The organism is Tenacibaculum sp. MEBiC06402, from assembly GCF_049239625.1.
GTDB lineage: Bacteria > Bacteroidota > Bacteroidia > Flavobacteriales > Flavobacteriaceae > Polaribacter.
Map to the genome: position 1 here is coordinate 213,227 of NZ_JBMKKT010000097.1, position 24,924 is coordinate 238,150.

General features: G+C 31.1%; 23 protein-coding genes. 19 read left to right on the forward strand and 4 right to left on the reverse strand.

What is annotated here, in order from left to right; all coding sequences use genetic code 11:
* Positions 1-30 precede the first annotated feature (30 nt).
* Together pfkA and gap are read left to right on the forward strand one after the other, a co-directional pair.
* Complete coding sequence (gene pfkA, locus ACOSP6_RS10755) at positions 31-1,017, forward strand: 6-phosphofructokinase (protein WP_422093417.1); 987 nt, start codon at positions 31-33, stop codon at positions 1,015-1,017.
* A gap of 29 nt (positions 1,018-1,046) precedes the next feature.
* Positions 1,047-2,039: a type I glyceraldehyde-3-phosphate dehydrogenase gene (gene gap / locus ACOSP6_RS10760; RefSeq protein WP_422093416.1), complete on the forward strand. Its 993-nt coding sequence runs from the start codon at positions 1,047-1,049 to the stop codon at positions 2,037-2,039.
* Positions 2,040-2,128: 89 nt separating this feature from the next.
* Here gap and ACOSP6_RS10765 read toward each other — a convergent pair whose 3' ends face one another.
* On the reverse strand, positions 2,129-2,509 hold the full coding sequence (locus tag ACOSP6_RS10765) for a RidA family protein (RefSeq protein WP_422093415.1): 381 nt from the start codon (positions 2,507-2,509) through the stop codon (positions 2,129-2,131).
* A 12-nt stretch (positions 2,510-2,521) separates the two neighbouring features.
* Positions 2,522-5,281: a putative LPS assembly protein LptD gene (locus ACOSP6_RS10770; protein ID WP_422093414.1), complete on the reverse strand. Its 2,760-nt coding sequence runs from the start codon at positions 5,279-5,281 to the stop codon at positions 2,522-2,524.
* A gap of 105 nt (positions 5,282-5,386) precedes the next feature.
* Here ACOSP6_RS10770 and ACOSP6_RS10775 point away from each other — a divergent pair, with 105 nt between their 5' ends.
* From ACOSP6_RS10775 to ACOSP6_RS10830, 12 genes are all read left to right on the forward strand, one after another.
* Positions 5,387-6,727 (forward strand): N-acetylmuramoyl-L-alanine amidase, encoded by a 1,341-nt coding sequence (locus tag ACOSP6_RS10775; RefSeq protein WP_422093413.1) that lies wholly within the window; start codon positions 5,387-5,389, stop codon positions 6,725-6,727.
* A gap of 66 nt (positions 6,728-6,793) precedes the next feature.
* Positions 6,794-7,759, forward strand: a complete 966-nt coding sequence (locus ACOSP6_RS10780) for an MlaD family protein (RefSeq protein WP_422093412.1) — start codon at positions 6,794-6,796, stop codon at positions 7,757-7,759.
* An 89-nt stretch (positions 7,760-7,848) separates the two neighbouring features.
* Positions 7,849-9,165, forward strand: coding sequence for a 4Fe-4S dicluster domain-containing protein (locus ACOSP6_RS10785; RefSeq protein ID WP_422093411.1), 1,317 nt, complete (start codon positions 7,849-7,851; stop codon positions 9,163-9,165).
* 68 nt (positions 9,166-9,233) lie between these two features.
* Positions 9,234-10,013 carry a (Fe-S)-binding protein gene (locus ACOSP6_RS10790; protein ID WP_422093410.1) on the forward strand — a complete coding sequence of 260 codons (780 nt, stop codon included), beginning with the start codon at positions 9,234-9,236 and terminating at the stop codon, positions 10,011-10,013.
* A gap of 11 nt (positions 10,014-10,024) precedes the next feature.
* Complete coding sequence (locus ACOSP6_RS10795; RefSeq protein ID WP_422093409.1) at positions 10,025-10,645, forward strand: hypothetical protein; 621 nt, start codon at positions 10,025-10,027, stop codon at positions 10,643-10,645.
* A gap of 4 nt (positions 10,646-10,649) precedes the next feature.
* Positions 10,650-11,627 carry a 1,4-dihydroxy-2-naphthoate octaprenyltransferase gene (menA, locus tag ACOSP6_RS10800; RefSeq protein WP_422093408.1) on the forward strand — a complete coding sequence of 326 codons (978 nt, stop codon included), beginning with the start codon at positions 10,650-10,652 and terminating at the stop codon, positions 11,625-11,627.
* A gap of 22 nt (positions 11,628-11,649) precedes the next feature.
* Positions 11,650-12,465 carry a DUF4349 domain-containing protein gene (locus ACOSP6_RS10805; protein ID WP_422093407.1) on the forward strand — a complete coding sequence of 272 codons (816 nt, stop codon included), beginning with the start codon at positions 11,650-11,652 and terminating at the stop codon, positions 12,463-12,465.
* A 3-nt stretch (positions 12,466-12,468) separates the two neighbouring features.
* Entirely contained in the window at positions 12,469-13,146 is a 678-nt protein-coding gene (locus ACOSP6_RS10810) for a metal-dependent hydrolase (protein WP_422093406.1), read from the forward strand.
* A 2-nt stretch (positions 13,147-13,148) separates the two neighbouring features.
* Positions 13,149-13,667, forward strand: a complete 519-nt coding sequence (locus ACOSP6_RS10815; protein WP_422093405.1) for an SRPBCC family protein — start codon at positions 13,149-13,151, stop codon at positions 13,665-13,667.
* Positions 13,668-13,671: 4 nt separating this feature from the next.
* Complete coding sequence (locus tag ACOSP6_RS10820; protein WP_422093404.1) at positions 13,672-14,712, forward strand: o-succinylbenzoate synthase; 1,041 nt, start codon at positions 13,672-13,674, stop codon at positions 14,710-14,712.
* A 3-nt stretch (positions 14,713-14,715) separates the two neighbouring features.
* Positions 14,716-15,654 carry a CPBP family intramembrane glutamic endopeptidase gene (locus ACOSP6_RS10825; RefSeq protein WP_422093403.1) on the forward strand — a complete coding sequence of 313 codons (939 nt, stop codon included), beginning with the start codon at positions 14,716-14,718 and terminating at the stop codon, positions 15,652-15,654.
* Positions 15,655-15,663: 9 nt separating this feature from the next.
* Positions 15,664-16,725 carry an AMP-binding protein gene (locus tag ACOSP6_RS10830; protein ID WP_422093402.1) on the forward strand — a complete coding sequence of 354 codons (1,062 nt, stop codon included), beginning with the start codon at positions 15,664-15,666 and terminating at the stop codon, positions 16,723-16,725.
* A gap of 14 nt (positions 16,726-16,739) precedes the next feature.
* Here the strand turns inward: ACOSP6_RS10830 and ACOSP6_RS10835 are convergent, their stop codons facing one another.
* On the reverse strand, positions 16,740-17,339 hold the full coding sequence (locus tag ACOSP6_RS10835; RefSeq protein WP_422093401.1) for a hypothetical protein: 600 nt from the start codon (positions 17,337-17,339) through the stop codon (positions 16,740-16,742).
* A gap of 192 nt (positions 17,340-17,531) precedes the next feature.
* On the opposite strand from ACOSP6_RS10835, the gene ACOSP6_RS10840 reads away from it, so the two are divergent.
* Positions 17,532-19,583 (forward strand): YfbK domain-containing protein, encoded by a 2,052-nt coding sequence (locus ACOSP6_RS10840; protein WP_422093400.1) that lies wholly within the window; start codon positions 17,532-17,534, stop codon positions 19,581-19,583.
* A gap of 32 nt (positions 19,584-19,615) precedes the next feature.
* On the opposite strand, the gene ACOSP6_RS10845 is transcribed toward ACOSP6_RS10840, so the two are convergent.
* Positions 19,616-20,476: a DUF6882 domain-containing protein gene (locus ACOSP6_RS10845; RefSeq protein ID WP_422093399.1), complete on the reverse strand. Its 861-nt coding sequence runs from the start codon at positions 20,474-20,476 to the stop codon at positions 19,616-19,618.
* 374 nt (positions 20,477-20,850) lie between these two features.
* Here ACOSP6_RS10845 and ACOSP6_RS10850 point away from each other — a divergent pair, with 374 nt between their 5' ends.
* The 4 genes from ACOSP6_RS10850 to ACOSP6_RS10865 all read left to right on the forward strand — a co-directional run bounded on the left by ACOSP6_RS10850 (position 20,851) and on the right by ACOSP6_RS10865 (position 24,874).
* A complete protein-coding gene (locus tag ACOSP6_RS10850) occupies positions 20,851-21,024 on the forward strand; it encodes an AAA family ATPase (RefSeq protein ID WP_422093398.1) in 174 nt (57 codons plus the stop codon).
* A gap of 306 nt (positions 21,025-21,330) precedes the next feature.
* The gene (locus tag ACOSP6_RS10855) at positions 21,331-22,692 is read left to right on the forward strand and encodes a hypothetical protein (RefSeq protein ID WP_422093397.1); all 1,362 of its coding nucleotides are present in this window, start codon (positions 21,331-21,333) and stop codon (positions 22,690-22,692) included.
* Positions 22,693-23,328: 636 nt separating this feature from the next.
* The gene (locus ACOSP6_RS10860) at positions 23,329-23,964 is read left to right on the forward strand and encodes a response regulator (RefSeq protein WP_422093396.1); all 636 of its coding nucleotides are present in this window, start codon (positions 23,329-23,331) and stop codon (positions 23,962-23,964) included.
* Between the two features lie 142 nt (positions 23,965-24,106).
* Positions 24,107-24,874, forward strand: a complete 768-nt coding sequence (locus ACOSP6_RS10865; RefSeq protein WP_422093395.1) for a hypothetical protein — start codon at positions 24,107-24,109, stop codon at positions 24,872-24,874.
* Positions 24,875-24,924 lie beyond the last annotated feature (50 nt).

The window sequence follows — 24,924 nt, forward strand, 5'->3', positions numbered from 1 at the left end:
AAATAAGTAAGTAAATTTGAATTCGAACATATGGGAAAAAAGATAAAAAAAATAGCAGTTATGACTTCAGGAGGAGACTCTCCTGGAATGAATGCAGCCATTAGATCTGTGGTGAGAGCATGTGCTTATTATAGAACGGAATGTGTTGGGATTTACAGAGGATATCAAGGAATGATTGAGGGCGACTTTATAAACATGTCGGCGAGAAGTGTAAACAACATTATTCATAAAGGAGGAACTATATTAAAGTCAGCAAGATCGAAAGATTTTATGACCAAAGAAGGTAGAGCTAAAGCCTATGAAAATTTAAAAGAACATGAAGTTGACGGTTTAGTTGTAATAGGTGGAGATGGTTCTTTTACTGGTGGAGTTGTATTTAATAGTGAATATGATTTTCCAGTAATAGGAATTCCAGGTACTATTGATAATGATATTTTTGGTACATCTCACACTTTAGGATATGACACGGCTTTGAATACAGCAATGGAAGCTATCGATAAAATTAGAGATACAGCATCTTCACATAATAGATTATTCTTTGTGGAAGTGATGGGTAGAGACGCAGGTTTTATAGCTTTAAATGCTGGAGTTGGAGCAGGAGCGGAGGAGATTTTAGTTCCTGAAGAAGATTTAGGATTAGAACGTATGTTAGAGTCTTTACAAAAAAGTAGACGTTCAGGAAAATCATCTAGTATTGTGGTAGTAGCCGAGGGAGATAAGTCAGGTAAGAATGTGTATGAATTGGCAAATTACGTCGAAGAAAACATGCCAGAATATGAAGTTCGTGTATCTGTTTTAGGACATATGCAAAGAGGTGGTTCTCCAAGTTGTTTTGATAGAGTGCTGGCGTCGCGATTAGGAGTGAAAGCTGTAGAGTTTTTAATAGATGGTAAGTCCAACTTAATGGTTGGTTTACAAGACAACAAAGTTGTTGCTACCGATTTAGAAAAAGCTATTAAAGGACAACATTCAATAGATAAAGAATTATTACGCGTGTCTGATATTATGACAACGTAGAGTTAGATATATAAACAAACAAATTAGAAATGATAAAAATAGGAATCAATGGTTTTGGAAGAATTGGTCGTTTAGCGTTCCGTTCAGCCATGCAAAGAGATAACGTTCAAGTTGTTGCTATCAACGATTTACTTGATGTAGAATATTTGGCGTATTTATTAAAGTATGATTCAGTTCACGGTCGTTTTAATGGGACTGTTGAAGTTAAAGATGGTAATTTAGTTGTAAACGGACAATCAATTCGTATCACTGCTGATAGAAATCCAGAAAATTTAAAATGGGATGAAGTTGGTGCCGAATATGTTATTGAGTCTACAGGTTTCTTTTTAACGAAAGAGAAAGCTGGTTTACATATCAAGGGAGGAGCAAAGAAAGTTGTTATTTCTGCACCATCTAAAGATGCGAATATGTATGTAATGGGAGTTAATCATGAGGAGTTGTCGGCAGATGAAACTATTTTCTCAAATGCTTCTTGTACTACAAACTGTTTAGCTCCATTAGCTAAAGTCATTCACGATAATTTTGGATTAGTAGAAGGTTTAATGACTACAATTCACTCTGCAACTTCTGGTCAAGATGCTGTTGATAGTCCAAATTCAAAATGGAGAAGAGGTCGTTCGGTATTAAGAAATATGATACCAACTTCAACTGGAGCTGCTGTGGCTGTTACTAAAGTTATTCCATCATTAGAAGGAAAATTAACAGGAATGGCGGTTCGTGTTCCTACGGCGGATGTTTCTTTAGTTGATTTAACTTTTAGAACAGAAAAAGCAACTTCTTTAAAAGAGATTTTAGCGAAATTAGAAGAAGCTTCAAAAGGAGATTTTAAAAATATAATTGGGTATACAGAAGAAGAAGTAGTTTCTCAAGATTTTGTTTCAGATATCAGAACTTCGGTTATTGATGCAGGTGCAAGTATTGAATTAAATGAGAATTTCTTTAAAATTATCTCATGGTATGATAATGAATATGGATACGCAACTAAAATTGTAGATTTATTGGAGCACGCTGCTTCTATGTAAATATTTGTTAAGTTTAAATGATGAAAAAACCACATAGTCTCTATGTGGTTTTTTGTTTTTATATGTTTTAAAATTGAATTTTAAAATGATTATTTGATGGCAATCATACTAATTTCAACATTGACAAATTTTGGAAGATTTGCAACTTCTACAGTTTCTCTAGCAGGAGCATTTTCATCATCAAAATAAGAGCCATAAACTTCATTTATATGAGAAAAATTATTCATGTCTGAAATAAAAATAGAGGTCTTAATAACATTTTCAAAAGTCATTCCGCCAGCTTCTAAAACGACTTTCATGTTTTCCATTACTTGTTTTGTTTCAGTTTTAATATCATCTAAAACTAATTCTCCTGTTTCTGGATTGATAGCTATTTGACCTGAAGTATATAAAGTATTTCCTGATAATACAGCTTGATTATAAGGTCCAATTGGTGCTGGCGCTTTACTAGTGTTGATTATTTTTTTCATATTTGGTTTTGTTTAAAATAAACGTCTATCTGGTGGTTGATTCTTATCCCATTTTAAATCACTTAACATTGAAGATTTAATTCCAATAAAGAAGTAATAAGAGGTAAATCTTCCAAAAGGAGTCCAGTTAAAATTAAACCTCCAACTATCTAAATCTCTTGTAAAATTAAATGTAGCATTTGTAAATGCCCCTTCTGTAAAATTGTAACCAGAATTTACTCCGAGTTTCCATTTTGGTGTTAAATCGATACTACCATTAAAGGAAGTAACATGATTTCGAATACCAGCAAAGTTAGTACCGTTATTGCTATAGGTAATTCCGTATGTAAAACTCAAATTCCATGGCATTTTGTTGCGATAAAGCTCGGCTACCTTTTCTTCTCGTTTTCCTGTTTTTCCTGTTGATGCTCTGTTAGCGAAATCTCTATTTGGATTAATATCAGTTCCTAAAACATCAGGTAAATTGTTGCTATCTGTATTGTCTTTTTTGTCGTCTTTCTTTTTATCGTCCTTTTTTTCAAAGTCTTTGCTAGATAATGAATAACCCGTTGTTAACGCCATGGTTTCCAGTCTAAAAATCCCAGGGTTAAATTTGTTTATTCGATTACCATTAACATCTCTTTGGTAGGGTTCTAATGCTCCAGTGAAGTTAAGCATCATCTTATTCTTGAAAAGAGGAATCCCCATGTTAAAATTTACAGGACTCCAACGAAGAGAGTCAGCGGCAATATTATAACTCGTGGTAAAGTTTAAATTGTTAAGAAGCGTTACTTTACGATCTTCTTCATCACTATCCTCTTCCTTAGGTTTTATTTTAGCCTCTACTCTGTTGTTTAAAGCAAAACTTATAGAGTTTGATACTCCTGCTGATGGAGCTCCGTAAATTCCTCCTTCAAACTGAGTATAAGTTAGTAAATCGTTAACGTCATCACTTTGCTGAACAGTCAATTGATGTTGTGTTGCAAGATTTGGTCTATAATTCCATGATACCGTAGGAATAATGGTGTGACGTAAAGCAGAAATTCTTCCTTTTTTAAAGGAGAAATCACCATAAATAGTAGTGTTTAATGATGCTCCTACGCTGTAGGTATTGAATCTGTTAAAACCACTAATTGTGTCGTTTACTACAGTTCCTGAAGCTCCAGTTGAAGTATTAGGAATATTAGTATCATATCTTTTTTCAATTCTATCAAAATACCAAACATCACTATAGTTGAAACTCGGATTTAAAGTAAAATATTTTAAAACTTTAATGTTCGTTCTTCCAGTTATATCATGCTTCATTCCTGATTTTGAACCTTCAAACATTTTGGATGTTAAAAAGTCATCCTCGTTTGTATTGATATCCAGTCTACTTTGAAAATTATAATTTATCCCAATTTTTTGAAATGGATTCTTTTTGATACCACCTTTTCCTGCAAACGGATAAATTTGATCCATACTTACTTGAACAGAAGGTAATGTCATTGTTATGCTTTCATTATTTGAGTTCTGTTGATGACTCAGGGTAATATTTGCGGTAAACGGAGTTCCGACAAACTTTTTATAATAACTAATAGACGAATTAAAACTGTTGTTAAATTGTTGAGATTGGTCAATTTGATTTAATGATTGCCTGAAAAATTGACTACTACTACTGATATTTACTTGAGCCGATAAGTTGGAGTTTGGACTTGTCTTTGGATCTTGTCTATGGCTCCATGAAATGTTATAATTAGCTCTTTTTGAAAAATCACTAAACCCTTTGATTCCTGTAGTAAGATTTTGATATCTAAAACTTAAGTTTCCAGAGTATTTATAACGCACTCGGTATGCTGAACTTGAATTTACTGCCCAACTTCCATTCGAGTATATATCACCCGTTAGCTCCAAATCGAAATAATCATTTACAGCAAAATAATAACCTCCATTTTGTAAAAAGAAGCCCTGTTGATTATTTTCACCCCATGTTGGAATTATAAATCCAGAAGTTCTTCCTTTAGTTAAAGGGAAATAAGCGAACGGTAAATATAAAGGTGTAGGAACATCTGCTAGTACCAAATTACTACCACCAACAATTATTTTTTTACCAGGTACAAGTTTTGCTTTATTTGTCGCGATGTAATAATCTGGTATTTTTTTCTTCGAAGTTGTAAAACGGAGTTTACTCATGTAAACGGTTGAGTCATTTATACGTTTGGTCTTTTCACCATACGTAATCATTTCTCCCTGAACAGTTTTTATTCCGTAAATAAGTGCTTTCTCACTTTTAAAATTATACAAGATAGAGTCTTGTTCAGATTCTTGGTTTCCTTGTTTAAATACTGGTCTTTGAACATAGCCTGTACTATCAATAATACCAGTGGCGTAAACCGTATTGTTTTTATAATCGATGATTATTTTCCCAGCTTTTAAGTTTATGTCTCCATAATCAACTTCAGCTTCGTTATATAATGTAATTGTTTTCTTTTTTGCGTTTTGGATAGTGTAATCCTTAGCGTTATGTAAGATGTTATATTGTATAACTTCTTTGGGTTTTATAATTGAATCAGAACGTGTAGAATCGACTTTAATATCAGGTTTACTTCCCTTTTTTAAATCAATTTTTGTTTTATTGCTGATGGTTTTGGCTGAATCTTTCTTGACAACATTTTGTTCTGGAATTTCATTTTTTCCGAGTTCTTGAGCTAAACCTTTTTGAAAACAAAAAAAGGAGAAAACTAAAAGTATGTACAATGAATTTGCTTTCAATCCGATAAATGCTATTTTTGTATTATTAAAAGTATGGCTCAATCTTTGGAGTACCAAATTTCAGAAGCCAAAAATAGTTAAATTTTATTGATGCAATTCTTAAAATTCACCAAATATAAAAGCAACGTGCCCATATGGTGTTTTGTTATGTTTTTTTCTGTATTTATTTTAAATCCGTTTAACGTAAATGCTCAAAAGAAGTACACGGTAGTTTTAGATGCCGGTCATGGAGGAAAAGATCCAGGGAATTTAGGCAATGGATATAGAGAGAAAAATATAGCATTGAAAGTTGTTTTAGAAGTTGGAAAAATTCTTAAAAAGAACAAAAATATAAAGGTAATTTATACCAGAGATAAAGATGTTTTTATAGAATTACATAACAGAGCAAAAATAGCTAATGATAATAAGGCTGATCTTTTTGTTTCGGTGCATTGTGACTCTTATACAAATCCAAAAGCACATGGTGCAGGTACTTTTGTATTAGGATTGAGTGGAAACAAACAAAACTTGGAAATTGCCAAACGAGAGAATGCTGTAATTTTACTAGAGGATAATTATAAACAAAACTATGATTATGATCCTAATTCTCCTGAATCTGTAATTAGTTTATCGATGTTACAAGAAGAGAATTTGGACGAGAGTTTAGCATTTGCAGATTTAGTTCAAGATAATTTTTCGAGTGCTAAGAGATTCGATAGAAGTGTAAAGCAAAATAACTTTTTAGTTTTAAGAGAAACTGTGATGCCTAGTGTTTTGATAGAATTAGGTTTCTTAACTAATAAAGCAGAAGGAAAATTTTTAAACTCTAATGCAGGTCAATTAAGAATGGCAGGGGCTATTGCTAGAGGAATTGAGAAATATATAGAAAGAATAAAGCTTAACACCGTTCAAGAGCGTAAGGCAGAAGAAAGTAAGAAAAAGACGGAGTCGAATAAAGATAAGATTGTAACTACTGTTGAAAGAACAAAATCATACGAAAGGAAGAAGGAGCCTAAAGGAGGATTAGATAAAAAAGATTTCAACATCGTGGTTACTGCACCAAAGAAAAAGAGTGAAGTAAAGAAGACCGATGTTCCAGTAAAAGTTGTGAAGAAAGAACCAACGAAAGAAGTTGAAAAAAAGGAAACTACAGCAGTTCCGAAAAAGGTTGTAGAAAAGGTGATTTCAGTAAAAGAAGAGAAACCAAAAACTCCAAAAACAGCGTCTAAACCTGAGGTAGTTAAACCTGAAAAAATTGAGTTTAAAGTACAAATTGCAGCCTCGAAAAGATATCTATCTCAAGATAATTTCAATTTTAAAGGTCTAGAAAATGTAGAGGTACTTGTTATTGATGAGTATTATAAATATTACTACGGATCATCCGAAAGCTTCAAGAAAACGAAAGAAGCATTAATTGAAGCTAGAAATGCAGGGCATAAAGACGCATTTATTGTAGCTTTCTCAAATGGAACTAAAATATCTTTAAGAGAAGCGCTAAAAAAACAGTAATTTAGAAAAAATCTAATCTGTTCTCAAAAAAATTATTAGTAATTTCGTCACTAGCAAACTTTGCTTATGTCAAAAGAACTAAAAACAGGAATAGTAGCGTTGTTGATTATAGCTCTAGGTATTTGGGGGTATAATTTCATGAAAAGACAAGATTTATTTAGTCCAAATTCACGACACTTTTACGTTGAATACAAAAATATTAATGGATTAAATGAAGCAAGTGTAGTAACTATAAACGGATTACAAGTCGGTAAAGTTGATGGTATTAACTTCAATCCAGACCCAGAAAAGAAAGGAACTTTACTAGTGAAATTATCTTTAGAAGATGATTTTCAATTTTCAAAAAATAGTGTCGCAAAGATTTACTCTGCAGGATTAATGGGAGGTCAAAATTTGGCAATTATTCCTAACTATGAAGGAGATATGGCTGTTTCTGGAGATTACTTAAAAGGAGAAGTTGAGTCTGACTTATTTTCTTCGGTTGGTGAAAAACTAAATCCTATTCAGGCAAAGCTTGAAAATGTATTAGTTGAGGCAGACTCACTTTTAATAGGATTAAATCAAGTACTTGACAAAAAAGCTAGAGAAAGTTTAAATAGAAGTGTTATTGGTATTGAAAATACAGTAGCTAGTTTAAATAAAACAATGGCTAGTTTCAATAAAATTTTAGAGAATAACAAAGAAAAGATTAATGTAACTCTCGATAACACCAAAAAAATTACAGAAGATTTTTCTAAAGTTTCTGGAGACTTAGCAAAAGCAGACTTAGGAGCGACTGTTAAAAAACTAGAAACAACACTTACGAATGTAAATACTTTAATTAAAGGTATTGAAAGTGGTAAAGGTACAGTTGGTAAGCTAATGTCGGATGAACAACTTTATACAAATCTTACGAACGCAACTAAAGAAATGGAAGAGTTACTAAGAGAGATGAAATTAAATCCTAAACGTTTCGTGCATTTTTCATTATTTGGTAAAAAGCCAAAACCTTATAATGAGGAGAAGAATAATGATAATGTCAGTAACCAATAGGACTTACGATATAAACAAACAGTAAACACTCATAACAAACAACTATACAGTAGTTTTAATTATTTAAATTTTTAATCAACTTTTTTTACATGGAAAAATATATACCAAACATTTTTTTTGCATTTATTTTAATTGCGGGTATAGGGTATTTTGTGATGAATGTTCGAAAACTGATTCGCAATATTAAATTAGGTAAGGATGTCGATAGAACAGATCGAAAACCAGAACGTTGGAAGAACATGGCGAAAATTGCTTTAGGGCAATACAAAATGGTTCGTCGTCCAGTTTCTGGAGTTTTACATATTGTTGTATATGTTGGTTTCATTCTAATTAATATCGAGCTTCTTGAAATTGTTATCGATGGTTTATTCGGAACACATCGTGTATTCCAGCCTTTAATTGGTAATGGTTTATACGGTTTCTTACTTGGTTCTTTTGAAGTATTAGCCTTATTAGTATTACTCGCGGTTATTGTTTTTTGGTTTAGAAGAAATATTGAAAGAGTTAAACGTTTTATGAGCCCAGAAATGAAAGGTTGGCCAAAAAACGACGGAAATATTATTTTATATTTCGAGGTTGTTTTAATGACTCTTTTCTTAGTAATGAATGCAACAGATACTCCATTCCAGGAGGCAGGAGCAGGAAATGTTGTTTCACAATTTATAGCACCATGGTTTGATGGTTTTTCAAGCGAGTCACTTCATACAATTGAAAAAACAGCTTGGTGGTTGCATATTGTAGGAATCCTTATTTTCCTTAATTACTTATACTACTCTAAGCATTTGCACATATTATTAGCTTTTCCAAACACATTCTTTGCTAATTTAAATCCAAAAGGACAGTTTAATAATCTAGCTTCAGTTACGAATGAGGTGAAAATGATGATGGATCCAGATGCAGATCCTTACGCTATGCCCGAAGAAGGAGCTGAAGATGAGGTTCCAGAAAAGTTTGGAGCTTCAGATGTTGCTGATTTGAATTGGGTTCAATTAATGAATGCATATACATGTACAGAATGTGGACGATGTACTTCTTCTTGTCCAGCGAATTTAACAGGAAAGAAATTATCTCCTCGTAAAATTATGATGGATACTCGTGATCGTTTAGAAGAAGTAGGAAAAAATATAGATGCCAATGGAGGTGAGTTTAAGCCTGATGGTAAACAATTATTAGATGATTACATTACAAGAGAAGAACTTTGGGCGTGTACAAGTTGTAACGCTTGTGTTCAAGAATGTCCTGTAAATATCGATCCTTTATCTATTATTATGGATATGAGAAGGTATTTAGTAATGGAAGAATCTGCTGCGCCTCAAGAGTTGAATATGATGATGACAAACATCGAAAACAATGGAGCGCCATGGCAGTATAGTCAAATGGATAGATTAAACTGGAAAGACGAATAGTTAATTTAATTTATCTACAATCACTAATTTTTATTTAAATAAAAAATCAACTTAAACGATACAATATTATGAACGTACCAACAATGGCAGATATGATGGCTCAAGGAAAACAACCAGAAGTGTTGTTTTGGGTTGGAGCTGCAGGAAGTTACGACGATAGAGCTAAAAAAATAACAAGATCTTTTGTGAAGATTTTACAGCAAGCGAATGTTGATTTTGCAGTATTAGGAACTGAAGAGAGTTCAACAGGTGATGCTGCTAAAAGAGCTGGAAATGAGTTTTTGTTTCAAATGCAAGCAATGACAAATATTGAAATCTTAAATGCTTATGAAGTAAAAACAATTGTTACTTGCGATCCACATTCTTTCAATACACTTAAAAATGAATATCCTAGTTTAGGAGGAAAATATGAAGTATATCATCATACACAATATATCAACAAGTTAATAGCGGATGGTAGGTTAAGTATAGAAGGTGAAAATTTAAAAGGAAAACGTCTTACGTATCATGATCCATGTTATTTAGGACGCGCAAATGACGTTTATGAAACACCTCGTGATTTAATCAAAAGATTGGGTGTTAAATCTACTGAAATGAAGCGTCATAAATCTACCGCATTATGTTGTGGTGCTGGAGGGGCGCAAATGTTCAAAGAACCTGAAAAAGGTGATATGGATATTAATATTTTAAGAACAAAAGACGCTTTAGAAACGAATCCTGAAATTATTGCAACAGGTTGTCCTTATTGTAATACAATGATGACTGATGGTGTAAAATTTCATTTAAAAGAAGACCAAATTGTTGTAAAAGACATTGCAGAACTTATAGCTGAAGCAAATAATTTATAATACAAAAAACTATGTCAAAGAAAATTATACTCTTACTAATCTCGTTACTATCATTTGGTAATATAATAAGTCAAGAATCTGCTTTAGATAAAATGTCAATGGACATTTGTAACTATTTCTCTAAGAACCAAAAGGAGTTTAAAGGAATGTCTACCTCAGATTTAACGGCTAAGTTAGGTGTGCAGATGGTGCAAACTTATCTGAAGTATAAAGATGAGCTAGCAAAAGAAGGTATCGAGTACGACTTAACGAAAGGTCGCGCTGAAGGTGAAAAACTTGGAGCTAAAGTGGGGATGAGTATGGTTAAATTTTGTCCAGATGTATTATTAGCAATTGCGGGTGACGAAGATTTTGAAGACGAAGATGAAGTTGCGGAATTATATCTAGAAGGTACTTTAAAAAAGATTAGCGGAGACGATCTTTATATGGTTGAATTAAAAGATAGCGATGGTAAAACACAAAAGTTTGTGTGGCTAACTAATTTTGAAGGATCTGATAAATTAATTGAACTTGATAAAGATGTGAAAGGTGTAAAAGTGGGAGTATCGTATACAAATCTTGAATACTTTTCACCAAAGTTAAAAGAGTATATCGTGAGAAAGAAAATTACACGATTAGAATTTTTAGATTAAATACATGTTTAAGAACTTTATAAAAGCGGCTAGGTTACGAACCTTGCCGCTTTCTGTTTCAGGGATTATTGTTGGGAGCTTTTTAGGATTGTTTGACAAGTTTCATACGAACTCTTTAAGTTTAGATTTAAAAGATGTTGGTTTAATTGGTGAAGCAAATATTTCTTTTGAAGGTTTAGTTTATCCATGGAGTAGTATGATTTTCTGGTTGGCAATTTTAACAACCATTGGATTCCAGGTATTATCCAATTTTGCAAATGATTATGGAGATGGCGTAAAAGGAACGGATAAGAACAGAGAAGGAGAAGCAAGAATGGTGGCTTCTGGAGCTATTACACCAAAGCAAATGAAAAAGGCAATGATAGTTACTACTATTTTTACGTTAGTGGTGGCAATTGCTTTAATTTATGTTGCTTTTGGAAAAGATAACTTCGGTTTTTCATTACTGTTTTTTGGTTTAGGTATTGCTTCCATTGTTGCTGCAATTAAATATACTGTTGGAAACTCTGCTTACGGTTATAGCGGATTTGGAGATTTATTTGTGTTCCTCTTTTTTGGTTTACTTGCGGTTGTAGGAACCTATTTCTTATTCACTAAGCAATTAAATTTCACAATTTTCTTACCAGCATTTACGATTGGTGCTTTGAGTACTGCGGTATTGAATTTAAACAATATGAGAGATAGAGTAAATGACGAAAAAGCAGGAAAGAATACATTAGTGGTTAAAATAGGCAGTGAATTTGCTAAGTATTATCATTATTACCTAATAGCTTCATCGTTTTTATTTGCTCTGCTTTACGTGGTTATTCATTTTAGAAGTCCATTTCAATTCTTATTTATCATTGCTTATGTTCCATTAATTAAACATTTGGTTTTTATTGAAAAGAACAAAGAAGAACGTTTATTAGATGGTGAATTAAAGAAAGTAGCGTTAAGTACTTTTTTATTTGCATTACTTTTTGGACTAGGAAACGTTTTGTAACTTTAGAGAAAAAGTAAGCATAATGAAAAACATAATTTACATCTTCACTTTTGGATTACTTTTAATTAGTTGTCATAGTGAAAGTAATAATTTAAAAGATATTGTTGAAGAGTTACCAAGTTATGAGGTTGAGGACGCTGGTTTTAAATATACTCAGACTAATAAAGATAAGGTCGAAATTGTTCAAAGGAAACTTATAAAGCGAGGTAATGTTTCTTTCGAGGTAGATGATTTAGTATTAACTACCACAAATATTAAAACTTCTGTAAAAAAGTTTAATGGATATATTGCTGAGGAAAAAAGTGAAAAAGGATACTATAGTAATGATGTCACTATTACAGTTAGAATTCCAAATACTAATTTCGATGCTTTTTTAGGTGAAATTTCCCAAGGTGTTAAAGAGTTTGATGAAAAGAATATTAGTGTAAGTGATGTTACGGAGGAATTTTTAGATGTTTCTGCTAGAATCAAAACAAAAAAAGAATTAGAGAATAGATATTTACAGCTTTTAGCAAAAGCAAAAAATGTAAAAGAAATCCTTGAGGTTGAGAAAGAGTTAGAACAGGTAAGATCAGATATAGAAAGAGCAGAAGGAAGGTTAAAATATTTAGAAAACAATGTTACTTTCTCTACATTAAGAATCAAGTTTTACAAAAAAATAGAACAAAAAATAGAAGAAGATAGTTTTTGGGGTAAAATTATAAAAGCTTTTACAAACGGGTTTGATGGTTTACAATCGTTGTTTTTATTTCTAATTACTATTTGGCCACTACTCATTATTGCTGTCGTAATTTATATTTTTGTTAGAAAGAAATTAAAAAACAACACAACTAGTTAATTCATGAAAATAACATTCTACGGTCATGCCTGTTTTGGTATTGAAATAGAGAATACTCAAATTATTATAGATCCTTTTATTTCTGGAAATTCAGCCGCGTCTCATATAGATGTTGCAAAAATTAAAGCTGATTATATTTTAGTAACACATGCACATCAAGATCATATTTTAGATGTGGAAACCATTGCTAAAAATACAGGAGCAGTCATAGTTTCAAATTATGAAATTTACATGCATTATACGGCTAAAGATTTTAAAGCACATCCGTTAAATCATGGTGGAACTTTTAAAACAAAATCTTTTTCTGCGAAATATGTTAATGCGGTGCATACTTCTTCTTTTCCTGATGGAAGTTACGGTGGACAGCCAGGAGGTTTTGTAATAACTGCTAATGGAAAGTCATTGTATGTTGCTGGTGATACAGCTGTAACTCTGGATATGAAATTAATTCCGATGACTACGCAGTTAACAGCATCTATTTTTCCGATAGGAGACAACTTTACGATGGGTGTTGAAGATGCAATTATAGCTTCAGATTTAGTAGCCTGTAATAAAGTAATAGGTTGTCATTTCAATACATTTCCTCCAATAGAAATTAATGTTGACTATGCGAAGAAAAAGTTTTCAGAAGCAAATAAAAATTTATTAATCCTGGACATAGGAACATCTATAGAAATTTAAGAATGAAGAGAATCAAAATAATTTTAGGAGTTATAATAACGTTTGCAGTTATTTTCTTGTCAACAGGACTCATTTTTAAAGAAACAGCATACACTACTCAAGTAGAGGTTAATAAACCATTAGAAGAAGTATTTACATTGTTTAATGATAGTTCGAAAATTAGTAATTGGATTCCCGAATTACAATCTATAGAACCTATTGATGTAAAACCTGAGAAAACTGGTAGTACGTATAAAATGGTTGTAAAAAATAAAAACGGAGAAGAAATAACGCTTAGAGAAAAAGTAATGGCTTATGTTCCTAATGAAAAGGTAACGTTGTTTTTTAATGCCGAAACTATGTTGAAAACAGATGATTATACCTTTAGTTTTGATAATGGTATTACTACAATTACAAACAATTCCGTTTGTCGAGGAAACTCCTATTTAGTAAGTTGTCTTTTTCCTTATTTTAAAGGTGTTTTCAAAGAGCAAGACCAAGGATATCTGAATAACTTTAAGTCATACATCGAGAAAAATTAACAGTTTGATTCAGGCTAATTACTATAAATATATTCTAGAGTTTAAACGTCCAAGTGGAACTTCTAGAGGAGTTTTAAGAACCAAGGAAACGTTTTTTTTGACTTTAAAAGATGGAGAGAAACAAGGTGTCGGAGAGTGTGGTGTGTTCCGTGGATTAAGTGTTGATGATCGTCCAGATTATGAAGAAAAACTAGATTGGGTTTGTGAAAATATTCAATTAGGTTTAGAAGAACTGCTAAAACATACCATTGAGTTTCCTTCAATTCAGTTTGGCTTGGAGCAAGCATTTTTGTCTTTTAAAAGTGCCAATAAGTTTGAATTATTTCCTTCAGATTTCACGAAAAATGAACATCCAATTTCAATAAACGGATTGATTTGGATGGGAGATAAACAATTCATGAAAGAGCAAATCCAAGAGAAAATAGCTCAGGGTTTTTCATGTATAAAAATGAAAATTGGAGCGATTGATTTTGAGGAGGAATTACGTCTGTTAAAGTATATTAGAGATGAGTTTTCTGAAAACGAGATTGAATTACGAGTGGATGCCAATGGTGCATTTTCACCAAGTGAAGCGTTAATCAAACTTGATAAACTGTCTAAGTTTCAATTGCATTCTATAGAACAACCTATCAAGCAAGGTCAATGGCAAGAAATGGCAAAACTTTGCGAAGCGACACCTTTATCTATCGCTTTGGATGAAGAATTAATAGGAGTTTTTTCTTTAACAGATAAGAAAAAGTTAATTGAAACTATCCGGCCTCAATACATAATTTTAAAACCAAGTTTGGTCGGTGGATTTGCGGGAAGTAAAGAGTGGATTGATATTTCAGAAAATAACAATATTGGTTGGTGGATTACCTCAGCCTTAGAAAGTAATATCGGTTTGAATGCTATAGCGCAGTGGACGTATTCTTTGCATAGTAAAATGCCTCAAGGTTTAGGGACTGGAGGTTTATTTACAAATAATTTTAATAGCCCGTTAGTTGTGAAAAAAGGTGGGTTATTATATGACTCACAGTTACATTGGGACTTTAATTTGAATTAAAAGATGATGAATTATATTCAACAAGCATATAAAGGAGATTTAGGTTTTTGGAAATACATTGTTATTCCTTTCCTGTTTATTGGAATAGTAGTTTTAAATATGGTAGCCATAGAAATGTTTGATATCGATCAAAATGCTACTATCAAAAAAGAGATAGCTGATAAAGGCGAAAACCTAGTCTTATTAGAATCGCTTATTACATTTGTTGTTTTTTTAGGAATGTTGTTTTTATGGGTGAAATATATTCACAGACAAACATTAACTTCCCTAACAACTTCCAGAAAAAAGATTGATTGGAAACGTATCTGGTTTGCATTTTTCACATGGGGTGGAATTACAGCTGCTTTCGTTTTTGTGGGTTATTTTCTTGAGCCAGAATCAATGCAATGGAATTTTCAATTAAATAAGTTTTTAGGACTTTTCTTAATTGGAATTATAATGATTCCTATTCAAACTAGTTTTGAGGAATATTTATTCAGAGGATATTTGCTTCAAGGTATTGGAGCTAAATTTAAAAGTAGAGTAATTCCACTAATCTTTACTTCTATTGTATTTGGATTATTGCATATTGCGAATCCAGAAGTAGGAAAATTAGGCTATGTTGTAATGGTGTATTATATAGGTACAGGTTTCTTCTTGGGAATAATAACATTGTTAGATGAAGGTTTAGAGTTGGCTTTAGGGTTTCATGCAGCTAACAACTTAATCGGAGCTTTGTTAGTTACTGCAGATTGGACAGCTTTTCAAACAAATTCTATTTTTAAAGACCTTTCTGAACCAGATGTTTATTTCGACATTTTAATTCCTGTTTTAGTCTTTTATCCTTTATTACTATTATTATACGCCAAGAAGTATTCATGGTCTAATTGGAAAGAAAAATTAATAGGAAGAATTGACAAACTTGCTACTGAAGATCTCGAAGAAGTAGAAGGTTTAGCTTAGTTTTTAGTAATGCGTATTATAGATTTTCACGAAAGTTTTAAGTTAAATGGTAATAGCTTCCAGAGTAAAGAAGAGCTATTGGCTTATGCAAAAGATTTTTCGGATGCTTTAAGTACTTTTTTAGAAAGTTGGTTTGATAAAAGAGAGAAGTTAATTGTAAAAACTTCCGGTTCTACAGGAACACCAAAACCAATAGAGTTAAAGAAAGAGTACATGAAAAATTCAGCATTAACTACTGGAGAATTTTTCAATTTAAAAGAAAACACTTCAGCTCTTTTATGTATGCCATTAGAGTATATAGCTGGAAAAATGATGCTAGTTCGTGCTATGATCTTAGGTTGGGATTTAGACATTGTTAATCCAGTTTCAAATCCTCTTTCTGGAAACAAAAAAAAGTATGATTTTTCGGCAATGGTCCCATTACAGCTTCAAAATTCTCTACAAGAAATAGACCGAATAAATACTCTTATTGTTGGTGGGGGTGTGGTTTCAGAAACGCTAAAAAATCAGATTAAAAATATAAAGACAAAGGTTTTTGCTACGTACGGAATGACGGAGACCATAACTCATATTGCTGTTAAAAAGTTGAATAATCAGCATAGAAAACCTACTTTTTATTGCTGTTTGCCAAATGTCGAAATTTCTATAGATAATAGAAGTTGTCTGGTAATTAATGCGCCAAAAGTTTCGGATGAAGTCGTGGTAACAAATGATGTTGTTCAACTAGTTTCAGAAAATGAATTCGAGTGGCTGGGAAGATTTGATAATGTAATTAATTCTGGAGGCGTAAAATTACATCCTGAAATAATTGAACGAAAATTAGCTAAAATAATTAATAAACGATTTTTTATAACTGGTATTCCGGATGCATATTTAGGAGAGAAAATGATTCTCCTTATTGAAGAAGAAGGCGATTCAACTAAAGAAAAATCAATCCTCGAAAAAATAAAGTTATTAGCATCAATTTCGAAATATGAGATTCCTAAACAGGTGATTTTTGCGAAGCACTTTGTTGAAACGGAAACAAAAAAAATCCAACGTAAAAAGACATTGGATTTAGTTTTAAAATAGATGTAGTCAATCGGTTATCTTTCTACATCTAAGAATTCCTTTGTGTCAAACTTTTTTTGATAATCAGCTAACGAAATACCATAAGCTTCTTCCGTGTAGTTCTCTGTTTTATCAATTTTGTAGATTCTACTTTGTTTTTCTATTTCAAACTTGTTTTGCGCAAAATAAACCGAATCATTTTCTACTCGTGTAATTTTTAAAGTTGAGTAAAAATCAGATGGCTTATATTCAACAACATCACCAGCCTGTGGAGCTTTTATGTATTCTACAACATCTTTTTCATGTTGATTCACAGAATAAATTCCAAATGCAATAATTGCCGCTAATATTAAAGAACCAATCCAATAAGTAATCGGTGTTTTTACATTAGCATTAACATTATCATATTTCATTCTTAACTGATCATTCATCTGTTTTGGTTCCAGTGTTACCTTACAATTATCGCACTCAGCAACTCCTTTTTTAGGTAATGGGAAAACAGGAATCCAGTACAAATAAGCATATCTGCCAAAAATACTAGCTGTATATGACGTTTGTTGTTCACAGTGGCTACATTTAACGCCACTAATTTTTTCACTCTTCAAGTGAGCTCCTTTAGTTCCGTAAAAAATCATGATTGATTGGTTTTTAGTTTTTCATTTTCGTTATAAATCTATGAAAAAAAGGACTTTAACTTATTCTTTTTTCGTTTTTTTTGATAACTCACTGTAAGAACAACTTTACGTGCTCATTCTGTGAGTTCACTAATTCATAGTTTCTATACTGGGATTGTGTTGGTAGTTTTATGAAAAATAAAAGAATTAACTATGGTAAAAAAAATACTATTAGTATTAATTGTAAGCAGCTTATCGTTAATACATGCACAACAAAAAACAGTTTCAGGAGTAGTTTCAGATGAAAGTGGGCCATTACCTGGAGTTTCGGTTTCTATAAAAGGAACTACAGATGGAACAGAAACAGATTTTGACGGGAGGTATTCAATAAAAGTTTCAGAATCAGATGTTTTAATATTTGCTTTTGTAGGAATGAAAACGGAAGAAAGAAAAGTTCAGAATAAATCAATTATTAATGTTCTTTTAACTGCTGATAGTAATGTTTTAGAAGAGGTAGCTGTTGTTGCTTATGGAACGGTAACTAATTCTAGTCCAACAAGAGTTCGTAAAATAAACAAACTTCACCAAAAAATTTCTAGTCAATTAAAAAGTCAAGTGACAGGTGAGAGAATTAATTCAAAAGGAAATAATCTTCTATCTAAAAGCCAGAAGAATGATGCGCCTCTTTATATAGTGGATGGACAACCAGTAAATCCTCAATATAATTCGATTGTAAATAATTTAGATAAAAAAGAGATAGAAAGTCTTAATGTTTACAAACCATTTAAAGCAAAGAGACTTTTTGGGAAATCAGCAAAAAATGGCTGTATAGTTATTACCACAAAAAAGGGTAACTACAGAGTAGAGAATCAAGATTCATATGCTTCAATTCATGAGAATCAGTTTGAGCATGCGTTTGCATCACCTTTATCTACTTTTTCAATTGATGTTGATAAAGCTTCTTATAGTAATATTAGAAGAATGATTAATAATGGACAGGAAATAGCTGCTGATGCTGTTAAAATTGAAGAAATGATTAATTATTTCGATTATAATTATCCACAACCACAAGGAGAGCATCCTTTTTCAATCAATACAGAATTAGTAAAAACACCTTGGAACAATACTACAAAGCTTGTCAAAATTGGTTTGCAAGGAAAAACGTATGAGAATCAAGATTTACCACCATCGAATCTAACTTTTTTAATTGATGTTTCAGGTTCTATGGGTTCGAGTAATAAATTACCATTACTAAAAAAAGCGTTTAAATTATTAGTTAACCAACTAAGAAAAGAAGATAGAGTTTCTATTGTTGTTTATGCTGGTGCAGCGGGAGTTGTTTTAGAACCGACTTCGGGAAATAAGAAAGAAAAAATATTAAAAGCTTTAGACAATCTAGAATCTGGAGGTTCAACTGCTGGAGGAGAAGGAATAGAATTGGCTTACAAATTAGCTGAAAAGAACTTTAAGAAGAAGGGAAATAATAGAGTTATTTTAGCTACAGATGGTGATTTTAATGTAGGAAGAAGTTCTAATAAGGAAATGGAAAAGTTAATTGAAGAAAAGCGAAAATCAGGCGTGTTTTTATCGGTTTTAGGTTTTGGCTATGGAAACTATAAAGATGATAAGTTAGAAGTTCTTGCAGATAAAGGAAATGGAAATCACGCATATATCGACACAATGCAAGAAGCTCAAAAAGTGTTCGGGAAAGAGTTTGGAGGAACTTTATATACTATTGCAAAAGATGTAAAAATTCAAGTGGAGTTTAACCCAAATAAAGTAAAAGCATATCGTTTAATTGGTTACGAAAACAGGATGTTAAATGACGAGGATTTTATAGATGATACCAAAGATGCTGGAGAGTTAGGAAGTGGACACAAAGTAACGGCTTTGTATGAAATAATTCCAGTAGGAGTAGAGAGTAAGTTTTTAAATAAAATTCATGATTTAAAGTACACAAAGAATTCAAATGATTCTTTTCAAGATGAGTTATTAACCGTAAAGTTTAGATATAAAAAACCGGACGGTAAGAAAAGCATTGAAATGCAAAGAGTGGTAAAGGATGAATTAACAATACCAAGTGCTGATATGAATTTTGCTTCGTCCGTGGCACTATTCGGAATGTGTTTACGAAAATCTAAATTTAATAATGAAGCGAATTTTGAGGACGTAATAAGATTAGCTAAAGAAGGAAAAGGAATTGATAAAGATGGTTATAGAAGCGAATTTATTCGATTAGTAAAAACTCAAAGCAATATTAATTAGCAAAAGAAAAGCACCATTTAAATGGTGCTTTTTTAATATTCGTTTATTATTCTTTTATCTCCTTTGGCATTTATATCAATTTCATACGCATGCGATACAATGTTATATCCTTCATCACTAGAGTACATTACAAAGAGCCTATTATCATCAATTTTAAATTCTTTCCATTCAGTTATCGATTTTTCGTCAAAATCACAAGGCCATTCGAGTGAAGGAAAAAAATAAGGGTCTTCATTTAACCAATATTTCAGATGAGTCTTTTCAATTTTTTCAAAAGCTTTTTTATAACCTATTTTTTGTTCATTAAACTCTTTGTTAATTTCCAATTTTTCTTTGTGAAATTTTTTTATTAACGCTGTGTTTTCAGAAATTTCTTGTTCAATAGTGTGTTTTTTTGGTTCTAGAAATTGTATTTGATCACCGTCTTTGAATATTTTTATGTCTAAAAGTGAATAGTATATAATTACATCATCTTGACGTTGATAATCATATCCGTTTGCATTTAACTCATAACTAAAAAGAGCCAATAAATTTTCATTCAATTCAATAGAAGATTTAAACTTATTCTTATGATATTTTTTTGGTAGACTATTTCTAAAAGTATCTATTTTGCCACTTAATAATTTGTTGATTGAGGAGTTCTTGTCGGCCCATAAAAAGGTCTTGTCGTTTAGATTAAAAGTTCCTAAAACTTTAGGTATTGCAATTACTTCTAAATCTTTATCGGTTATAAAATATGTTACTTCTCCCTTTGTTTGATCAAAAGAATATCGGTTTGTCGGTTGCATATCCCAGATTATTCTCTGATACATATTTCTTAAATTCATCTCAGAGTTGGCTTCTGAGAACTTAGTTTTCAGGTCAGATTGACCTCTAGAAAAAAATGAAAACATAATAAATACTATTGTTATGGTTGATTTGTGCATTAGGTTTAATGAATAGCTTATTGAATTTGGACAAATATAATTTTTATGACTTGTTTTAATTTTAAATACCCTCAAAAATTATTTTACGGGGAATTCTATAATCAGAGTATTAATCGAAAGAACTTATCACGAATAGCAAGGCTTCAACTAATTTGATAACCAGCTAGTAAAATAATTTGTATTTAAAACAATTATCAATATATTTGAGACATACCCCGAAAAATATTTCACTAAAGATCACTTCTTAAAAATAATAACATTGTTCTTGTTATCCGATAAACATATTGGATAATGAGTTAATTGATGATGTTGGAACAGTTGAGCATAATTAAAATTAAAAAATGCAAATAATTAAAAGTATTAGAATAAAATATTTCCGCTCAATTCTTAATACAACAAGGGGAAATATAAAATATCTTCCAACAAAAGATTTGAATATTATTGTTGGAAGTAATGATGCAGGTAAATCAAATTATTTGCGTGCATTAAATTTATTTTTTAACAATGAGAGTTAGCCTGGAATTGAATTTGAATTTTGGAAAAATTTTTCTAATCAAAGACATGGTATTAGAAGAGAAGAAAATAGAATTGAGGTTGAACTAGTAATATCGCCTCCTAAAAAGCAATATTTTAAAAATGAAGGAGATGTAATATGGACTAAAATATGGAGAGAACATTCTACATTACCAATTGAAAATATAGTCTATGTTAATGGTAAAGAATTCACAAGTAATTATAAGAGTTCATACTATAAGTGGCTTAAAAAACTTAGGTTCAAATATGTTCCGGCAATAAAAAGTCAAGAATACTTTAATCAATTGATGTTTGATTTATATGATGTTCTTCAAAAAGATACAAATTCTTTAGAGATAGAATTTAACAAACAAATTGGAAGTAAAACTGCTCAAATTAGTCGTCAAATTAGTGAACGACTTAACCTTGAAAGTATTTTACAGTTCAAAGGAACCTTTAGGGATTTGTTTAATACTCTTGAGTTTGGTTCCACAGATGGGAAAATAATGCTAAACCAAAGAGGAGATGGAATTAAGGTCAGACATATTCCAGTTATTCTCCAAAATATGGCGGAAGCAGAACTCAGAGAGGAAAGAAAGCGTGAACCCATAGCAAATACAATATGGGGTTTTGAAGAGCCTGAAAATAATTTAGAATTTGACTCAGCTAAAAAACTTGCAGACCAGTTTATTGAATATTTGGATAGAATTTATTTTCAAGATGAAAATTTTGCGAAATACGATGAAGGTGTTCAGATTTTTATATCTACCCATTCTCCAATATTTTACACACTAGGTAATACTACAAGTGAAAGAGTATCAACTTTTTTTGTTAATAAATCAAAAGATGAAAGTTCCACAATTCGATTGATAGATTATAATAATAGCATTCAACTGGAAAAGGAAATGAAACTTCTTCCATTGATAGAGTTGTCCAAGTACTGGAAAGACATTAACAATGAAATTGAAACTTTAAAGATAGAAAAGGAAGAATTAGAAAAAGTTAAATCACAATTTACTGATTCCAAAAAATGTATAGTACTAACAGAAGATAAAAAACAAGGCCTTGTTGAAATTTTACTTTTAGCAAATGGTTTTAAACCTGATGAGTATGAAATTCAGTCTTATAATGGTTGTTCAAAAATTAATTCTGCTGAAGTTCTTCATAGTTATTTAAAAGATAAATTTATCGATACTTGTCCACCAATATTGATTCATCGAGATAAAGATTATATGAATCCAAGAGATATAGAAGAAGAGAAAAGAAAGTATAATAAAAAAGGTCTGGAAATATTTATAACTAAAGGAACTGATATAGAGTCTTATTTTACAAACATTCGTCACATTAAACATTGTCATCCTGAACTTTCAGAAGAAGATATCGATAACATTAGAAAACTAGCAATCAAAGATAATAAAGAATACGCAATAGAAGCCATGAAGAAAAATGAATATGGTGAAAAACATGCAAATAAAAATTCTTTCCTAATGGATAAAATACCTGAATATTATAATACGCACGAAGAAACTCTATTTCATGGAAAAAAGGTATTAAAAAATATTAAAGCTCAAATACAAGCAAAAACTGGGAGTAACAGTAAGCTTGAATGTCAATCTGAATATTTAACTGATGATTTTTTAAAAGAATTTTCAAAACAAATATGGAAATAAGAACTATGTCTAACACGGTATAAGTTTAATGCGGGAGAAAGTTATAAAATCAAAGTAAGTGAATAAAAACGAATATATCAGTAAAGTTAGAAATATAGGCATTTTAACCCCGCACTGCACTTATACTTTTCCGTTAGCAACAATTAAAAAACGTAAATATTAAGTTGAAACCTAAAAACCATTTGTTCTTTATTTGTTCTCTTTTAATTCAAACACAAATAAAAATAAACGATTGTAAATAAATAAACCCGCTAGTTAACTAGCGGGTTTGTCTTGTAGATACTATGTTTTTTTCGATTACATCTCCATCGAGTGGTAAACCTGATTAATATCATTTATGTTTATTTAAATTTTAGTAAATCAGTATTTTATCTTTTAGTTCTTCTTAATTTGTTCATTATTTGTTCACTTTTTTACCTGTTTTTTAACTAAAAAGTTTTTTTTCTTAATCAAATGATTTGTCGCTAGAATTTACTTCTTAATATGCTTTATATCTAGTTATACTACAAAATAGGGATATGCAAATTTAAAATTTCAGGGTTTCGTGTACAAATTAGGTTATTTCTTACCGATATATTTGTTTCGTGATTTAAAATTTACGGCTTATTGATTTTTATAAGCTAAAAAGAAAAGAAAATGAAAATTTATTTAGTTGATGACCATGATATAATATTTGCCTCGTATGAGGCGATGCTAAAGCAAGAAGGTCATGAGGTTGTTGGAACCTCTATTACTGGACAAGATTTCATTGATTTTTTAGAAAATAATTTCTGTGATATTGTCTTTCTTGATTTGTCCATGCCTGACATGGATGGTATAGAAGTCCTCAAAAAAATATATGGGAAAGACAATATGCCGAGAGTAATAATTGTATCAGGTTACTATCATTATAATCATATACAAGAAGCATTTCTCTTGGGAGCATTAGGATTTATTGATAAAACCGAAATCCACCATTGTATTTATGAAGCAATTCGAAAAGTAGCTAATGGAAAAAAGTATGTTTCGGATAAGGTTTTAGAAAACGGAATTTTAGTGCAAGAAAACTCAGGAGATATTGTAAGTGTAATCGATTTACTCGCTGAACGAGAATCTGAAGCACTTTCAATGATGATGGAAAATCTATCAAATCAAGAAATATGTTCAGAAATGGATATTGAACCAGGAACATTACGAAAAATGTTTCAAAGAATACGAGAGAAATTAGGAGTGAAAACTAACATTCAGTTGGCAAAACTTACCTATAAACAAAAACATAAACTCAAAAAGTAAAGCATAAAAACCATTCTTTAAATATTGTACCTTTAGTGGTTTATTTTAAATCACATTATAATGAAAAACTTATTTAAAGTTATAGCCTTAGTAGCGGTTTTAGGTTTTATTTCTTGTACTGAAAACGAAGAAATTGTAACCAATGAAAACACGATTGTTCAAACAGACGAATTCGGGACCAACAAAGACGATATTACCAACCCAAATAATAACGGAGGAGAGGAGCCTGATAACGGCGAAGAGTAACAAAAAACTTTTCTTTAAAGATTTATTAATAGCAACTGTAATTGCTAGTCTATTTTATTGTTTTGAGTTTATTCCTAACTTTAGCGAAGAGTATCTTGGTAAAATTCAAGAGCATAAAGAAGCTAAAGCCAAGAGAACTGATGCCTTAAATGAACTTAAAAGTTATGTCAAAACAAACAACTTTGACCTGTATTCAAAATACTCAATAGAAAAGAAAAATACCGACAAAAAATTTTCTGAATTTAAGGAAATACAAGAAAAGGAAAGAGTTTTTGGGTTTAAGTCCTTGCAGTTATTTGCAACGGCCTTGTTTCCTGTAATTGCAATATTTTTTTATGTGCTGTACAATCTAATCAGGAGTTATAAAGTTGAGGAAAAAAATATAGGAATTCGAGTTATTCATTATGTTGTAATGATGTTCTGTTTTTTCCAATTTTTCTGGATTTTTAAAACTATTCAAGATTATCCTAAGTATGTATATTATTTATGTACTTTACTGTCTACCTATTTTGTTGGATTAGCAGTTTATATAATCCATAAACAAGAGAATAAATTAATTCAAAAGCTAAGAAATAAATTATTCAGAGTATCGTTGTATAGTTTACGCTATGCAGATGAGAATAAAAAGGAAGAAATGGCTAAAATAGTTGAAGAGCCACTTTAAAAGCTATAATCCTCTACATTATGTAACCTATAAAATCTATTAATTTTTTG

What these genes read in the sequence shown, in the direction of transcription:
- ACOSP6_RS10845 (WP_422093399.1), bottom strand. Translation starts at nt 20,476, where the DNA reads ATGTTTTCATTTTTTTCTAGAGGTCAATCTGACCTGAAAACTAAGTTC.
- ACOSP6_RS10805 (WP_422093407.1), top strand. Translation starts at nt 11,650, where the DNA reads ATGAAAAACATAATTTACATCTTCACTTTTGGATTACTTTTAATTAGT.
- ACOSP6_RS10765 (WP_422093415.1), bottom strand. Translation starts at nt 2,509, where the DNA reads ATGAAAAAAATAATCAACACTAGTAAAGCGCCAGCACCAATTGGACCT.
- menA (WP_422093408.1), top strand. Translation starts at nt 10,650, where the DNA reads ATGTTTAAGAACTTTATAAAAGCGGCTAGGTTACGAACCTTGCCGCTT.
- ACOSP6_RS10780 (WP_422093412.1), top strand. Translation starts at nt 6,794, where the DNA reads ATGTCAAAAGAACTAAAAACAGGAATAGTAGCGTTGTTGATTATAGCT.
- ACOSP6_RS10855 (WP_422093397.1), top strand. Translation starts at nt 21,331, where the DNA reads ATGTTTGATTTATATGATGTTCTTCAAAAAGATACAAATTCTTTAGAG.
- ACOSP6_RS10860 (WP_422093396.1), top strand. Translation starts at nt 23,329, where the DNA reads ATGAAAATTTATTTAGTTGATGACCATGATATAATATTTGCCTCGTAT.
- ACOSP6_RS10815 (WP_422093405.1), top strand. Translation starts at nt 13,149, where the DNA reads ATGAAGAGAATCAAAATAATTTTAGGAGTTATAATAACGTTTGCAGTT.
- ACOSP6_RS10775 (WP_422093413.1), top strand. Translation starts at nt 5,387, where the DNA reads ATGTTTTTTTCTGTATTTATTTTAAATCCGTTTAACGTAAATGCTCAA.
- ACOSP6_RS10795 (WP_422093409.1), top strand. Translation starts at nt 10,025, where the DNA reads ATGTCAAAGAAAATTATACTCTTACTAATCTCGTTACTATCATTTGGT.
- ACOSP6_RS10790 (WP_422093410.1), top strand. Translation starts at nt 9,234, where the DNA reads ATGAACGTACCAACAATGGCAGATATGATGGCTCAAGGAAAACAACCA.
- ACOSP6_RS10835 (WP_422093401.1), bottom strand. Translation starts at nt 17,339, where the DNA reads ATGATTTTTTACGGAACTAAAGGAGCTCACTTGAAGAGTGAAAAAATT.
- pfkA (WP_422093417.1), top strand. Translation starts at nt 31, where the DNA reads ATGGGAAAAAAGATAAAAAAAATAGCAGTTATGACTTCAGGAGGAGAC.
- ACOSP6_RS10850 (WP_422093398.1), top strand. Translation starts at nt 20,851, where the DNA reads ATGCAAATAATTAAAAGTATTAGAATAAAATATTTCCGCTCAATTCTT.
- ACOSP6_RS10785 (WP_422093411.1), top strand. Translation starts at nt 7,849, where the DNA reads ATGGAAAAATATATACCAAACATTTTTTTTGCATTTATTTTAATTGCG.
- gap (WP_422093416.1), top strand. Translation starts at nt 1,047, where the DNA reads ATGATAAAAATAGGAATCAATGGTTTTGGAAGAATTGGTCGTTTAGCG.
- ACOSP6_RS10810 (WP_422093406.1), top strand. Translation starts at nt 12,469, where the DNA reads ATGAAAATAACATTCTACGGTCATGCCTGTTTTGGTATTGAAATAGAG.
- ACOSP6_RS10840 (WP_422093400.1), top strand. Translation starts at nt 17,532, where the DNA reads ATGGTAAAAAAAATACTATTAGTATTAATTGTAAGCAGCTTATCGTTA.
- ACOSP6_RS10865 (WP_422093395.1), top strand. Translation starts at nt 24,107, where the DNA reads ATGAAAACACGATTGTTCAAACAGACGAATTCGGGACCAACAAAGACG.
- ACOSP6_RS10830 (WP_422093402.1), top strand. Translation starts at nt 15,664, where the DNA reads ATGCGTATTATAGATTTTCACGAAAGTTTTAAGTTAAATGGTAATAGC.
- ACOSP6_RS10825 (WP_422093403.1), top strand. Translation starts at nt 14,716, where the DNA reads ATGATGAATTATATTCAACAAGCATATAAAGGAGATTTAGGTTTTTGG.